Here is a 13,746-nt window from a genome sequence, read left to right on the forward strand (position 1 = left end):
GGAATATGCTCAGGACGTTAAAAATTAAAAACCTCGCACTGGTCGACGATGTACAGGTCGGCTTTTCTGAAGGACTCAATGTTATTACCGGCGAAACAGGGGCTGGGAAATCGCTTATGATCGGAGCGTTGCGTCTTCTGCTCGGTGAGCGCGCGGATAAATCCTTGATCCGGACCGGCGAAACCTCCTGCTCGGTCCATGCGGAATTCGGGCTGGAGGACTGCAGGGCCGTTGATGCCATCCTGGAAGATGTGGGGCTGGAGCCGTGTGACGGAGGGCTGCTGATTATCCGTCGGGTTATTACCGGTACATCGAACAGGACTACTGTTAATGATGAATCGGTTACCCTCAATGCTTTAAAACGGCTGGGTGAGGTGTTGGTCGATATGCATGGGCCGTATGATCATCAGTCGTTGCTGGATCAGCATGTGCAGCTCGAAATTCTTGATGCATTCGGTCAAATCGATCATAGCGAATATCAGGAGCACTATCGAAAATATCGCGATGTGCAGAAGCAGATCGAGGCACTTAATTCCGATAATGAGGAGGATCTGCAGCGCCAGATCGAGTTTCTGGATTATAGGGTCAATGAAATCGAATCCGCCAATCTTAATCCCGAGGAGGAGGCGGAGGTTGAAGAAGAGCACAGTAAAATTGCCAATGCGCAGCATGTGATTGAGCTGGCCAACGGGACGGTTCAGGCCCTGACAGAAGGCGAAGGTTGTGCTTTTGAAGGTCTTGTATCCGCGCAGCAGGCGCTGAATCAGTTGATTAAACTGATGCCCGAAGCTCAGGACTGGCATGACGAACTTGAAAGCGCGGTAACATCTGTGCAGGAAGTTGTGCGCTCTATTGAGCAGTCTGCCGGTGATATTGACGCCAGTGCTGAACGCATGGAGTGGTTGGATGACCGTTTGACCACGTATCAGACACTGAAGCGTAAATACGGAACCACCGTTGAGGAAGTTCTTGAAAATGGTGCACAGTGGGCAGAGCAGCTTAAGGAATTGCGGGGCCGGGATAAAAAGCGGGAAAAGTTGGAAAATCAACTGACTCTCATTTTTCAGGATCTGGATCAGACCGGAGCAAAACTGAGGGCGGCGCGTGAAAATGTGGCCGACCATCTGTCCGAATGTATCACTCGCGAGCTCGTTGATATCGGGTTTGAGCATGGCTTTTTTGATGTCCAGATTACACCGTGCGATCCGACGCCGACCGGCATGGATACCATCGATTTCGGTTTCGCCCCGAATGCCGGCGAAGATATGCGGCCTTTACGTATGATTGCATCTTCGGGGGAAATTTCGCGCGTTATGCTCGCCACCAAAGCAGTGCTTGCGAAGCAGGATCAGATTCCGGTGCTGGTCTTCGACGAAATCGATGCCAATATCGGTGGTGAAATCGGCGGAGCGGTCGGGCGAAAACTGGCAGAGGTTGCCCGGCATCATCAATTGCTCTGTATTACTCATCTTCCTCAGGTTGCCGCATGCGGTAATCGGCATCTGGCGGTCTCAAAAAAGGTGGAAGACGGGCGGACTTTTACTGAAGTTGAGTTGCTTGACGACGAAACCCGTCCGGAGGAACTTGCCCGCATGCTTGGCGGAAAAGACTCCACCAACGTCACGCTTCAACACGCCAGAGAAATGCTGGAGCAGACGTCTTTTCTTTAGACGTTCTGGCGGGACTTCTTTTAACTCTGTGTAAGGGCGATGACGAGCTCTTGCGGAATGGGTATGCGCTTGGTCGAGGCTTGATTCTGTTGCTGTTCTCCGCCGGGGTGATTTCAGGAACCCATGCGTAAACTGATTAAAGAGCGGGGTTTTCTGCGTTGCATGTAGTCGAGCTGTAACGGCAGGGACTGGAAAGGGATGGTTTTCAGCCCTTGTTCCGGTTCGTTGCGTTTTCGGGGAGCTGCACGGCGAGAATTGCGGGCGGTGTGGCGATCCCCGAAATAGGCTTCGAGGCAATTGCTGAGGGTGTTGTAGGGTTGGGGATGGGTTTTCAGTGCTTTCATGGAATTCTCCTTCTTAAATCAGGTGTTGTATTTCCGGACGACGGCTTTGACGATGCCGCCGATGCTGAGGGTGCGTTCGGGGCGCATGCGGGTGAAGGCGGAGTTGGCGGGGTCGAGGTAGACGCCGGTTTCATCTTTTCCGAAATATTTGAGGGTCCATTCTCCGTCGATCTGGGCAACGACAATATCGTTCTGTTTCGGCGCGCCGCCTTTTTCGACAAGAACGAGGTCGCCGGGCTGAATGCCGGCATCGATCATCGATTCGCCGCTGACCGTGAGCAGGTAGGTTGCCTCGGGGCGGCGGACGAGATACTGGTCGAGATTGATGGAGTCGACGAGCTCTTCTTCGGCGGGGGAGGGAAAGCCGGCCTGTACAGAACCGAGCAGTTTGGTGGATCCGGTAATCTTGGTAGTCAATAAAATGCGGTTGTCGCTGCCTCGGTCGAGGTATCCGAGTTTTAACAGCTTATTAACAGGTCCGTAGACGGCGTTTTTGGATTTATAGCCGAAGAGATTAGCCATTTCGGCATAGCTTGGCGCGCGGCCTTCGGCATCGTAAAAGGCGCGTAATTGTTCAATTTTCTCAGCTAAATTAATTGTTCTGGGCATCGTTCGTTTTGGGGTATTTTTTTCAATGTCTGGAAAAATATATAACTGAACGTTCGTACAGTTACAAGGCTGTTAATAACTGAAAATGATGAAATGAGCGAATTTGTTAGGAAATAGGCCGTTTTATTTATGCGTCGATGACTTGTTCACAGTTAGCGGGCGGTTAGGGGATAGAGATGAACAATATGGTCGGTTCAACTTAATATGACCGGATCCTGAGTGGGGACTGTGATAATTAATGTTTCGTATGTGAAATCAGATTTTTCGAGGGCGGCGTAGATCAACGCGTTGGGAGATTTTCGGAAAGCTGCCGCTCCGGTTGATGAGGCTGTGGCGGGTCCCCGCTGATGTCGAAGAGGAATGGATCGGCCGGCGGTCCGAGCTTTTCTGCATAGCGGGAGCAATTTCCTGGAAAAAGGGGAATGAATGCTATGAGCTATGGTTGTTGCTTTTTTCTGGGATTGCGGCGTGCATTTTTTCCGGGCCCGGCATCTTTATGCAGGTTTTTCTGTTGGCCGGGGGGGAGGCGCCAGGTGGTCTGCTCACGGATTTTACTGATGTGCTTTTTTTTGTCCGGGGTGTGTTTGGATTTTACGTTTCCGGAGAAGTTTTTCACCTGTTCGGAGTGGAAGGGGTGCGCTTCAACGACGTCGATGTCTTCGTTCAGGTGGGCCAGGATGTCGCGCAGGTATCCTTTTTCAGTCGGGTCGCAGAAGCTGATGGCGTGGCCTGAGGCCCCGGCGCGGGCGGTGCGGCCGATACGATGGACGAAGGTTTCGGGTTCGTTGGGGAGATCGAAGTTGATGATGTGCGAGATGTTTTCGATGTCGATGCCTCGTGCGGCGAGATCGGTGGCGATCAGGATCGGGATTTCGCCGGATTTAAACTTTTCGAGGATTTCCTGTCGATGGCGCTGTTCTTTGTCGCCGTGAAGAACTGCCGCTGGAAGTCCCTGTTTTTTCATGGATTCGGTCAGGCGGTCAGCGCCGCGCCGGGTGCGGCAGAAGACGAGGATGCGTTCATATTTCAGCTTTTTAAGCAGCCAGCTGAGGAGGGCGTTTTTATTGTTTTTTTCAACATAATAGAGCGATTTGTGAATGTTTTCCGCCGCGGCGGAGACGGGGTCGGCCGAGATGGTCATGGGTTTGTGCAGAATGCCGGTGGCGAGCGAGAGTGCTTCGGGGGGCATGGTGGCGGAGAAGAAGAGGGCCTGGCGGGTTTGCGGGAGCATTGGGGCGATTTTCCGGATATCCGGTGCAAACCCCATGTCGAGCATGCGGTCGGCTTCATCGACCACAAAAACCTCAACTTGGTCGAGTTTGAGAGCTTTTCGTTCGATCAGATCAAGCATGCGGCCGGGAGTGGCGATGAGGATATCAACGCCCTCGCGCAGGGTGAGGATCTGGTTTTCATATTCGGTTCCGCCATGGACGAGTAGTGAGGTCAGTTCGGTGTGGGCGGTAAATTTCCGGATGGTTGATAAAAGCTGAATAGCAAGTTCCCGGGTGGGGGAGAGAATGAGGGAGCGGACGCGGATTTCGCGTGCGGCGGTCCAGCTGTCTTCCAGTTTCTGGATAAGCGGAAGGGAAAAGGCGGCGGTTTTTCCGGTGCCTGTACGGGCGAGGCCGATGATGTCGCGGCCGGTTCCAATGGCTGGAATGGCCTGCTGTTGAATCGGGGTCGGAGCTGTGAAGCCCGCATCTTCGATCGCTTGAAGAATTTTTTTGTTCTGAATTAAGTCGGAAAATTGCATGGGTGAAAGGTACCGCGGAAAGCTGAAACTTGAAACTTGAAACCGGAAGGAAAAAGCGGACACACTCCGTGTTTTAGGAATCAGGAAGCGATTATGAATATTTTAGTGGCGAGGATCCCGGAAGAGGGGTCGAATTATGAGGGTGATGATCCGGGGGATATTCTGCATGCGGAGCAGGAGCAGTTTCTGCGTAATCCCGGCGATGTGCACTATAAGCTGTATGTCCAGCGGGTGTCGGATGAGTTGGTGGTGCGCGGCGAGCTGAATGTCGATGTGGAGCTGCAGTGTGCAAGATGTTCGGAATTTTTCTCGACAACGGTAGGGGTTTCCGATTTTCTACGCGCTTGTCCCGCCCCGGAAGGCACCGACTCGGTGGATATTACGGAGGATTTTCGTGAGGAAATTCTTTTGCATGTGCCAAGCTTTCCGGTGTGCAGCGAAGAGTGTAAGGGTGTTTGTGCGCAGTGCGGTGCCGACTTGAATAAGGGGGCATGCGCATGCGAAAAAGATGAAGGCCCGAGTGCCTGGTCGGCGCTGGATGGATTGAATTTATAAATAACCGCGCGAGCGGTGGAGTTGTTGGTTGCCGGGAAAGGTGTTTCTGGAGAAACAATGTGCTGACAGCTGATAATGATTAACTGATAACGTTGCGCTTAGCGCAGATGTAAGGAGGATTGCGATGGCAGTTCCAAAAAGAAAAACTTCGAAGAGCAAAACAGCAAGCCGCAAGGCGCAGAACATGAAAAAGCCGATTGCGCGTGCATCTTCCTGCCCGCAGTGCGGTGCTCCGGCTCAGCCGCATCATGCGTGTAAGAGTTGCGGATATTATAACGGACGTCAGGTTCTCACGGTCGCTACTGAAGACTAGAGATCATGCGTATCTCCGTAGATGCGATGGGGGGCGATTTTGCTCCCCGGGAAATTGTTGCCGGCTCAATCCAGGCTGCTGAAAAAATTCAGGGCCTGGAAAAAATTTATCTGGTAGGCAATGAAGCCGCTATTCAGTCCGAGCTGAACAAGCACAAAGGACCGATCCCTTCCTGCATTGAGATTGTTCATTGCACGGAAGTGGTAGGCATGGGTGAATCGCCGGCGACAGCAATCCGTCGCAAGAAAGACTCGTCGATTGCGCGTTCGGTGGAGCTGGTCAAAGATGGAAAGGCCGATGCTGTATTTTCGGCCGGGAATACAGGAGCGGCTGTGGCGGCCGCTACGCTGAAGCTCCGTACGCTCAAAGGGGTTTCCCGACCGGCGATTGCCACGGTGATGCCGACTCCGGAAAAGCCGTTTGTGCTGCTCGATGCCGGTGCCAATCCGGACAGTACGCCTGAGATGATCCAACAGTATGCGGTGATGGGCAGTATTTATTCCCGCGAGATTCTCGGGGTTGAAAATCCGTCTGTGGGTCTGCTCAGTATCGGCGAAGAGGATGCCAAGGGCAATGAGACCACCAAGAAGACGTTCCGTCTTCTGCAGGAAACGGATATTAATTTTACCGGTAATGTCGAGAGTCGCGATCTCTACGACGGCAAGGTCAGTGTTGCTGTGTGCGACGGTTTTGTGGGCAACGTGGTGCTCAAAACCAGTGAGGCCGTTGCGAAAATGATCGGCAACTGGCTCAAGGATATGTTCAAGCAGAATATCTTCCGTATTCTGGGCTATGTATTTGCACGCGGTGTCTTTAAGGAAATGAAGACGCATGCCGACCCGTCGAGTTATGGCGGTGCGCCGTTGCTTGGAGCCAACGGGATTGTGATTATCGGCCACGGTTCTTCAAATGCTTTTGCCACATTCAATGGAATCCGGGTGGCCACCGAAGCGGTGGATCATCATGTAAACCATTTGATTGAGGATGAGCTTAAGCGTATAAATCCCGAAACCTAGTATTTTCACGGAACGACTGCATGGACGCTAAGCGAAAAGTTTCAATCATTGGAACAGGATCCTACGTACCCGAAAGGGTGCTGACCAATCGGGATCTTGAAGAGATCGTCGAGACCTCCGACGAATGGATTTATACCCGCACCGGTATGCGCGAGCGTCATATTGCGGCCGACGATCAGGCGTCGTCGGATCTCGGCGCGGCGGCAGCGGAAAAGGCGATTGCTGATGCAGGTATTTCGGCCGACGAGATTGATCTGATCATTGTCGCTACGCTTTCTCCGGATATGTTTTTTCCCAGTACCGCCTGTTTTGTTCAGGAAAAAATCGGGGCAAAAAATGCATTCTGTTACGATCTCGGGGCTGCTTGTTCCGGTTTTCTTTATGCGCTGGACAGTGCGAAGAATCAGATTGCGGCAGGGTCTGTTGAGACGGCGCTGGTCATTGGATCTGAAAAAATGAGTACGTTTGTGGACTGGGAGGACCGGTCGACCTGTATTCTTTTCGGCGACGGTGCCGGGGCGGCCGTGCTGCGCGCAGGGGGCGATGGACGTGGTGTGATGGATTCTGTCATGGGCTCGGACGGATCGCTGGCGGATCTGCTGTGGACGCCGGGCGGCGGAAGCCGGAATCCGATTTCACATGAAATGATCGATCGCAAAGAGCATTATCTGAAAATGCAGGGGCGTGAAGTATTTAAACATGCCGTAAAGCGTATGGGCGAAACGGTTATTCAGGTTCTGGAGCGGAATGAAATTTCGATTGATGAGGTGAAATGTATCATTCCGCATCAGGCGAATATCCGTATTATTGATGCCATTTCAAAGCGACTCGGTGTGGCCGATCGCATGTATGCGAATGTTGAAAAATATGCGAACACGTCCTCCGCTGCCCTGGCCATTGCGCTGGATGAAGCGGTGAAGGATGGAACAATTGTAAAAGGCGACCTGGTGGTGCTGACTGTATTTGGCGGCGGTTTTACCTGGGGCGCGAATCTGTTGGAATGGGGGAAATAGTGAAAAGAGCAATCGTCTTTCCCGGTCAGGGATCTCAAGTGGTTGGCATGGGCAGGGATCTCGCGGAGGCCATTCCGGAGTGTAAAGCCCTGTTTGATCAGGCCAACGAAATTCTCGGATACGATCTTGCCGCGATCTGTTTTGAAGGTCCGCAGGAAGAACTGAATAAGTCCAATCATGCCCAGCTCGGTATTTTTGTGGCGAGCGCGGCCGCGTTTAAAGCGCTGGAGCTGAAGCAGCCCGGCCTGGAATTTGATGTGCTTGCAGGCCACAGCCTAGGTGAATGGACTGCGCTCTATGTTTCCGGAGCGATCAGTTTTGAAGATACGATTAAAGTGTTGAAGGCTCGCGGTGAATTTATGCAGGCCGCCTGCGAGGAAAATCCAGGGGCTATGCTGGCCGTGATGAATCTCGACGGGGACAAGCTGGTTGAAATCGCCGCCGAAGCCGGATGCCATGTGGCCAACTTTAATTCGCTTTCGCAGACGGTACTTTCCGGTACGGTGGAATCGATTGAGAAAGCGGAAGGCCTTTGTAAAGATGCCGGTGCGAAGCGTGCCGTGCGTCTTCCGGTGGCCGGGGCTTTTCATTCGCCGCTGATGCAGCCGGCTGCGGATAAAATGAATGAGTTCCTTTCCGGCGTGGAGCTGGGAATTCCTGCAAAACCGGTGCTTTCCAATGTGACGGCGGAGGTTCATGTTTCGGCCGACATTCAGGAAAATATGGTTAAACAGATTACTTCCTCGGTGCAGTGGGTGGCTTCGGTGCAGAAGCTGATTGCTGACGGTGTGAAGGAAATTGTTGAAGTCGGTCCCGGCAAGGTTCTCGCAGGACTTATAAAGCGTATTGACAAGGGTGCGGCAGTTCGTAACATCGGCGCGCTTACCAATTTTGAATAATAAACAGGGGATGCAAATGTTTGATTTAACAGGAAAAGTCGCAGTCGTTACCGGGTCGGCCCGGGGGCTGGGTCAGGCCATTGCTCTGAAAATGGCGGAAGCCGGTGCGGATGTTGCTGTGTGCGATCTGAACGCAGAATGGTGCGAAGAAACCGTCGGAAAAGTAAAAGCGCTCGGGCGTGAGGCGGCGGCATACGGCGTTAATGTGGCTGAGGCTGACAGCGTGACGGCGTGTATTAAATCCATAGAAAAAGATTTCGGTAAAATTGATGTGCTGGTGAATAATGCCGGTATTACCAAAGATGGTCTGCTGATGCGCATGAGCGAGGAGGACTGGGATGCGGTATTGGATGTTAATCTGAAAGGTGTGTTCCTTTGCACCAAAGCCGCCATGCGCGGCATGATGAAGCAGCGTTCCGGTACGATTGTGAATATTGCGTCGGTGATCGGATTGATGGGCAATGCCGGTCAGGCCAACTATGCCGCTTCGAAAGGCGGCGTGATTTCCTTCAGTAAAACCGTTGCCAAGGAGCTGGCTTCCCGCGGCGTACGTTGCAATGCGATTGCGCCCGGATTCATCCGTTCGGCAATGACCGACAAACTGGATGAAGAGATTCAGAATAAAATGAAGGAATTGATTCCGCTGGGCCGTTTCGGAGACCCGGAAGATGTGGCCAATGTGGCCTTGTTTTTGGCAAGCGATGCTTCTGCATATGTTACGGGGCAAGTCCTCTCGACATGCGGCGGCATGGTAATGTAACGTTTAAAAGTGTAAACCTAGGAAAAGGAGACAGTTAAAATGGCACTTGAAGATAAAGTAAAAGATATCATTGTTGAGCAGCTCGGTGTGAATGCCGACCAGGTTACCGAAGGTGCTTCGTTCATTGAAGATCTCGGCGCAGACTCTTTGGATACGGTTGAGCTGGTAATGGCTTTCGAAGAAGAATTCGGCGCAGAAATTCCGGACGAAGACGCTGAAAAGCTGACTTCCGTCGGTGGCGTAATCAGCTACCTGAAAGAAAAAGGTTTCGAGTAAACCGACGCATTGATTTTTCAATGGCCGGAACTTCTCTGCGGGGTGTTCCGGCCATTTATCATAACATCATTTTGAGGTACGGGATATGAGTGGGCGTAAAGTGGTTGTAACTGGGCTTGGGGTGGTTTCTCCGGTCGGAAGTGAACTGGGCACGTTCTGGGATAACATCAAAAACGGCAGGTCAGGCATCGGCAGAGTTCAGCAGATGGATGACATTGATCAGTATCCCGTACAAATTGCCGGTGAAGTAAAAGATCTGGATGTCGAGCGCTTTGTGGGGAAAAAAGATGCGCGGAAAATGGATCCGTTCTCCATTTATGGTGTGGCGGCATCGGCACTTGCGATTGAGGATGCCGGAATTCATGCCGGCAATATCGATCCGGAGCGTGCAGGGGTGCTGGCCAGTTCCGGTATCGGCGGTATGCAGGTGATGCAGAAAGAATGTCTGAAGGCTTATGAAAAAGGGCCCAGACGTGTTTCTCCGCAGCTCATTCCGCAAATGATCACCAATATTCTTTCCGGCTATGTTTCCATTAAGTATGGATTTAAAGGGCCCAATTTCTGTATTACGAGTGCCTGCGCATCCGGAACACACTCCATTGGCGAAGCCATGCGGATGATTCAGTATGGCGATGCGGATGTCATGATTGCCGGTGGTTCAGAAGCTTCGGTTGCGATGCTTGGGGTGGCCGGTTTTGCTGCGTTGCGTGCAACAAGCCGGCTTAATGATGATCCGGAAAGAGCATCCCGTCCGTTTGATCTGGAGCGCGACGGATTTGTGATGTCCGAAGGTGCCGGTATGGTGATTCTTGAATCCGAGGAGCATGCCAAAGCGCGCGGCGCGAAAATTTACTGCTATGCTTCCGGATACGGACGTACCGGCGATGCCTACCATGTTACAGCTCCGGATGCTTCAGCGGTGCAGTCGGCCCGCGGTATGACGCTTGCGATTGCCGATGCCGGCCTGAGTGTGGATGATATTGACTATGTAAATGCGCATGGAACCAGTACCCCGTTGAACGATAAGGGGGAAACGCTGGCGGTTAAGAACGCGCTGGGCGAAAAGAAGGCCTATGCAACGGCGGTCAGTTCCACGAAGTCGATGACCGGGCATATGCTTGGTGCGGCGGGCGGTGTTGAGGCTGCGATTATGGCGCTGGCGGTTCGCGATAATATTGCGCCGCCGACGATTAACTACAATACACCGGATCCGGACTGTGATCTGGACTATGTGCCGAACAAAATGCGTGAGATGCAGATTAATGCCGCACTGAGCAACTCGCTCGGTTTCGGCGGCCACAATGCCACGCTCTGCTTTACGAAGGCATAAGTTTTCCAATCACTGGAAATGCAAGGGCATCCGCTTTGGGCGGGTGCCTTTTCTTTTTTCCGGCTTCCAATGCCTGGAATAAACGGGCATCGTTTTTTGCTATGAGAAATTTCCTGAATAAAATCAAGAGCCGTTCTGAAATGATTGAGGAACGGGCCCGTCTGAAAGCCGAGGGCAAGGTGGTTTCGTTTACGAACGGCTGTTTTGATATTTTGCATCCCGGCCACGTGACGTATCTGAATTTTGCGCGTGAGCAGGGCGATGTGCTGGTGCTCGGTATGAATTCGGATGCTTCGGTGAGGCGCAATAAGGGCGATGATCGTCCGATTGTCTGCGAAGAGGACCGGGCAAAAGTTATCGCGGCGCTGGAATGCGTTGATTATGTGGTGCTGTTCGATGAAGACGAGCCGCGTGAGCTGATTGGTGAGCTCTTGCCTGATGTGCTGGTGAAGGGCGAGGATTGGGCGCATTACGTTTCGGGTCGCGAAGAGGTCGAGGCCGCCGGAGGAAAAGTAGTGCTGGCAAAAATGGTGGAGGGCCGCTCCACCACCAACGTCATCGGACGTATTTTGGAAGTGTATGGCAAATAGGTGCAGGTTGAGCCACGGATGGACACGGATTGGAGTATGGTGATTTTATGCGTGAAATTACAGGTGTTCATTCGCGTTTATCTGAGGTTCTGAAAAGGTGAAATTATGAGTATTAAATACATTGTGACCGGCGGGGCCGGATTTATCGGCAGCAATATTGTCAAAGAGCTGAATGCGCGGGGCGAGGATGATATTCTGGTCGTGGATTCGCTGGGTATGGGTGAAAAATGGAAAAACCTGGTGGGACTGCGGTATGAGGATTATCTCGATAAGAATGATCTGTTTACGGTAATCGGTGATGGCCTGTTGAACGATGTTGAAGCGGTCTATCATCTGGGGGCCTGCAGTGCGACGACGGAAAAGGATGCCGACTATCTGGCGGAAAATAATTATGGCTATACCCGCGCGCTCTGCGAAACCTGTCTGGAGAACGGTGTCCGTTTTGTTTATGCCTCGAGCGCGGCGACCTATGGCGACGGGAATCTGGGGTATTCGGATGCCGATGAAGATACGCCGAAATACAGGCCGTTGAATATGTACGGCTATTCCAAGCATATGTTTGATCTTTGGGCATTGAAAGAGGGCATTGCGGATCAGATTGCGGGGATGAAATATTTTAATGTCTACGGGCCGGGGGAGGCGCATAAGGATGATATGCGTTCGGTGGTTCATAAATCCTATTTCCAAATATTGGAAACCGGTGAAGTGAAGTTGTTTAAGTCGCATCGTCCGGATTATAAAGATGGTGAGCAGGTTCGGGACTTTGTCTATGTGAAGGATGCGGTGAAGGAGACGCTCTGGTTTGGTGAGCACTGTGAAACGGGCGGTATTTTCAATTGCGGCACGGGCACACCGCGTACGTGGGTTGATCTGGTGTCCGCTGTGTTTACGGCGATGGGACGCGAGCCGAATATTTCATTTATCGATATGCCGGAGCACCTGCAGGGAAAATATCAGTATCATACGCAGGCCGATCTGAAAAAACTGCGTGATGCGGGTTATTCTGAGCAATTTACTGCGCTGGAAGATGGCGTGGCGGATTATGTGCAGAATTATCTGATGGCGGAATAAATATTATGGCCGTAAGCATTGCCGAGATGATTCTGCTGGGTTTGCTGGCGGATTGGATATTCCGGCGGCTTAAAATGCCGGGATTGCTCGGCATGCTTTTGTTGGGTGTGGTTTGCGGGCCTTTTGTCTGTGATATTCTGCAACCCGGTTTCCTGGAGGCCTCTGCTGATCTCCGGATGATCGCTTTGATTATTATCCTTTTGCGTGCGGGACTTGAGCTGAATCGCGACACGCTGAACCGGGTGGGGATTCAGGCGTTGCTTTTGTCGTTTGTTCCAGGAATCTTCGAGGGGGCAACGATTGCTTTATTGGGGCCTCATTTTCTTCCGTTGACCCGCCTTGAATCTGCGATGCTCGGGTTTATTGTGGCGGCGGTGTCACCCGCGGTTGTAGTTCCGATGATGATTGATTTCATTGAACGGAAAATGGGGGCGAAAAAGGGTATTCCTACGTTGGTTCTGGCAGCAGCGTCTTTGGATGATGTGGTGGCGATTGTTATTTTTTCGGTATTTCTGGGACTTTATACCGGAACATCTGAGCATCTTTGGATGAAATTTGCGGGTATTCCGGTGTCGGTGGTGGCCGGTATTGCAGTTGGGCTGCTGACGGGGGTTTTGTTGCTGAAGCTGTTTGAGCGTTTTAATCCGCGGGCGACTAAACGAACGATGATTTTGATCGGGGTTTCGATCCTGCTGGTGCGTATTCAGTATCTTCTTGAAGAACAGGGAATTGCTTTTGCGGCTTTGCTGGCGGTGATGGCTACCGGATTTATATTTCTCGAGAAACACGAAGAGATGGCGCACGAGATTTCTTCCAAGCTCGGGAAACTCTGGGTGTTTGCGTCAATTATGCTTTTCACGCTGGTGGGGGCACAGGTGGATATTTCGCTGGCCTGGAATACCGGTTTGTCGGGGTTGCTGTTGATTCTCTGCGGTTTGATGGCACGCAGTCTGGGTGTTGGTCTGTCGCTGTTTGGGAGTCCGTTGAATATGCAGGAGCGCCTTTTTGTGGTGGTTTCCTATTGGCCGAAGGCGACGGTTCAGGCCGCGATGGGAGCTGTGCCGCTGATGGCGATGGGGGCTTCCGGAATGGATACCGGTCCGGGAGAGGTGATTCTGGCGGTGTCGGTTATGAGTATCATTTTCACCGCTCCGATCGGCGCGGTGACGATCAGGCTGGTCGGTGAAAGGGTGCTTGAGCCGGGGAATGACGGGGCTGAGGGAGCCTTTAATGCTGCGGAACGGAGTCGTTGACCGAAAAAATGGATTAAAACGTGCAGAAACATAGGCGTTCCTTAAATCGGCTTTGGTGTCAGAGTAGATTCATTCGGCATTGCGTTCGGTGAAGTTGGTCCTTTTCAGTACTGTATTCCGATTGTGTTGAATTCCAAAGGGATGCGGTGCTGAGGTGAATATTCGTATGAATCAGGCCCGTATATTGCTCGAGACAATAGCTGACATTTAAAAATACATAGGGCTCTGAAAGGCCCGGCACCAATAGTTTTTTTGAGGTTATTGGCTTGAATTGTTTCTTTGGTGGAATAGGCT

Annotated in this window: 15 protein-coding genes; 12 read left to right on the plus strand and 3 right to left on the minus strand. The window is 52.0% G+C overall.

The genetic code is table 11. From position 1 onward, the window contains the following. Positions 1-5 precede the first annotated feature (5 nt). On the plus strand, positions 6-1,670 hold the full coding sequence (recN, locus tag P9H32_RS15745; protein WP_322609873.1) for a DNA repair protein RecN: 1,665 nt from the start codon (positions 6-8) through the stop codon (positions 1,668-1,670). Between the two features lie 113 nt (positions 1,671-1,783). On the opposite strand, the gene P9H32_RS15750 is transcribed toward recN, so the two are convergent. The 3 genes from P9H32_RS15750 to P9H32_RS15760 form a co-directional block, all read right to left on the minus strand. Then, the gene (locus P9H32_RS15750) at positions 1,784-2,014 is read right to left on the minus strand and encodes a hypothetical protein (RefSeq protein ID WP_322609874.1); all 231 of its coding nucleotides are present in this window, start codon (positions 2,012-2,014) and stop codon (positions 1,784-1,786) included. An 18-nt stretch (positions 2,015-2,032) separates the two neighbouring features. Then, positions 2,033-2,623, minus strand: a complete 591-nt coding sequence (lexA, locus tag P9H32_RS15755) for a transcriptional repressor LexA (RefSeq protein ID WP_322609875.1) — start codon at positions 2,621-2,623, stop codon at positions 2,033-2,035. 436 nt (positions 2,624-3,059) lie between these two features. After that, positions 3,060-4,376, minus strand: a complete 1,317-nt coding sequence (locus tag P9H32_RS15760) for a DEAD/DEAH box helicase (protein WP_322609876.1) — start codon at positions 4,374-4,376, stop codon at positions 3,060-3,062. Between the two features lie 93 nt (positions 4,377-4,469). On the opposite strand from P9H32_RS15760, the gene P9H32_RS15765 reads away from it, so the two are divergent. From P9H32_RS15765 to P9H32_RS15815, 11 genes are all read left to right on the plus strand, one after another. Then, positions 4,470-4,931 carry a YceD family protein gene (locus tag P9H32_RS15765; protein WP_322609877.1) on the plus strand — a complete coding sequence of 154 codons (462 nt, stop codon included), beginning with the start codon at positions 4,470-4,472 and terminating at the stop codon, positions 4,929-4,931. A 124-nt stretch (positions 4,932-5,055) separates the two neighbouring features. Beyond that, positions 5,056-5,244, plus strand: a complete 189-nt coding sequence (gene rpmF, locus P9H32_RS15770; RefSeq protein WP_322609878.1) for a 50S ribosomal protein L32 — start codon at positions 5,056-5,058, stop codon at positions 5,242-5,244. Positions 5,245-5,249: 5 nt separating this feature from the next. Continuing rightward, entirely contained in the window at positions 5,250-6,260 is a 1,011-nt protein-coding gene (gene plsX / locus P9H32_RS15775) for a phosphate acyltransferase PlsX (RefSeq protein ID WP_322609879.1), read from the plus strand. 20 nt (positions 6,261-6,280) lie between these two features. Then, on the plus strand, positions 6,281-7,273 hold the full coding sequence (locus tag P9H32_RS15780) for a beta-ketoacyl-ACP synthase III (RefSeq protein WP_322609880.1): 993 nt from the start codon (positions 6,281-6,283) through the stop codon (positions 7,271-7,273). Further along, complete coding sequence (gene fabD / locus P9H32_RS15785) at positions 7,273-8,172, plus strand: ACP S-malonyltransferase (RefSeq protein ID WP_322609881.1); 900 nt, start codon at positions 7,273-7,275, stop codon at positions 8,170-8,172. The genes P9H32_RS15780 and fabD overlap by 1 nt, the downstream gene beginning before the upstream one ends. A 16-nt stretch (positions 8,173-8,188) precedes the next feature. Further along, positions 8,189-8,932 carry a 3-oxoacyl-[acyl-carrier-protein] reductase gene (fabG, locus tag P9H32_RS15790; protein WP_322609882.1) on the plus strand — a complete coding sequence of 248 codons (744 nt, stop codon included), beginning with the start codon at positions 8,189-8,191 and terminating at the stop codon, positions 8,930-8,932. A gap of 39 nt (positions 8,933-8,971) precedes the next feature. Continuing rightward, a complete protein-coding gene (locus tag P9H32_RS15795; RefSeq protein WP_130594446.1) occupies positions 8,972-9,208 on the plus strand; it encodes an acyl carrier protein in 237 nt (78 codons plus the stop codon). 85 nt (positions 9,209-9,293) lie between these two features. Further along, the gene (fabF, locus tag P9H32_RS15800) at positions 9,294-10,538 is read left to right on the plus strand and encodes a beta-ketoacyl-ACP synthase II (RefSeq protein ID WP_322609883.1); all 1,245 of its coding nucleotides are present in this window, start codon (positions 9,294-9,296) and stop codon (positions 10,536-10,538) included. Between the two features lie 140 nt (positions 10,539-10,678). Beyond that, on the plus strand, positions 10,679-11,128 hold the full coding sequence (rfaE2, locus tag P9H32_RS15805) for a D-glycero-beta-D-manno-heptose 1-phosphate adenylyltransferase (protein WP_322609884.1): 450 nt from the start codon (positions 10,679-10,681) through the stop codon (positions 11,126-11,128). Between the two features lie 105 nt (positions 11,129-11,233). Next, the gene (gene rfaD, locus P9H32_RS15810) at positions 11,234-12,199 is read left to right on the plus strand and encodes an ADP-glyceromanno-heptose 6-epimerase (RefSeq protein ID WP_322609885.1); all 966 of its coding nucleotides are present in this window, start codon (positions 11,234-11,236) and stop codon (positions 12,197-12,199) included. A gap of 5 nt (positions 12,200-12,204) precedes the next feature. Continuing rightward, complete coding sequence (locus tag P9H32_RS15815; protein WP_322609886.1) at positions 12,205-13,452, plus strand: cation:proton antiporter domain-containing protein; 1,248 nt, start codon at positions 12,205-12,207, stop codon at positions 13,450-13,452. Positions 13,453-13,746 lie beyond the last annotated feature (294 nt).

This window comes from Pontiella agarivorans (assembly GCF_034531395.1).
Lineage (GTDB): Bacteria > Verrucomicrobiota > Kiritimatiellia > Kiritimatiellales > Pontiellaceae > Pontiella > Pontiella agarivorans.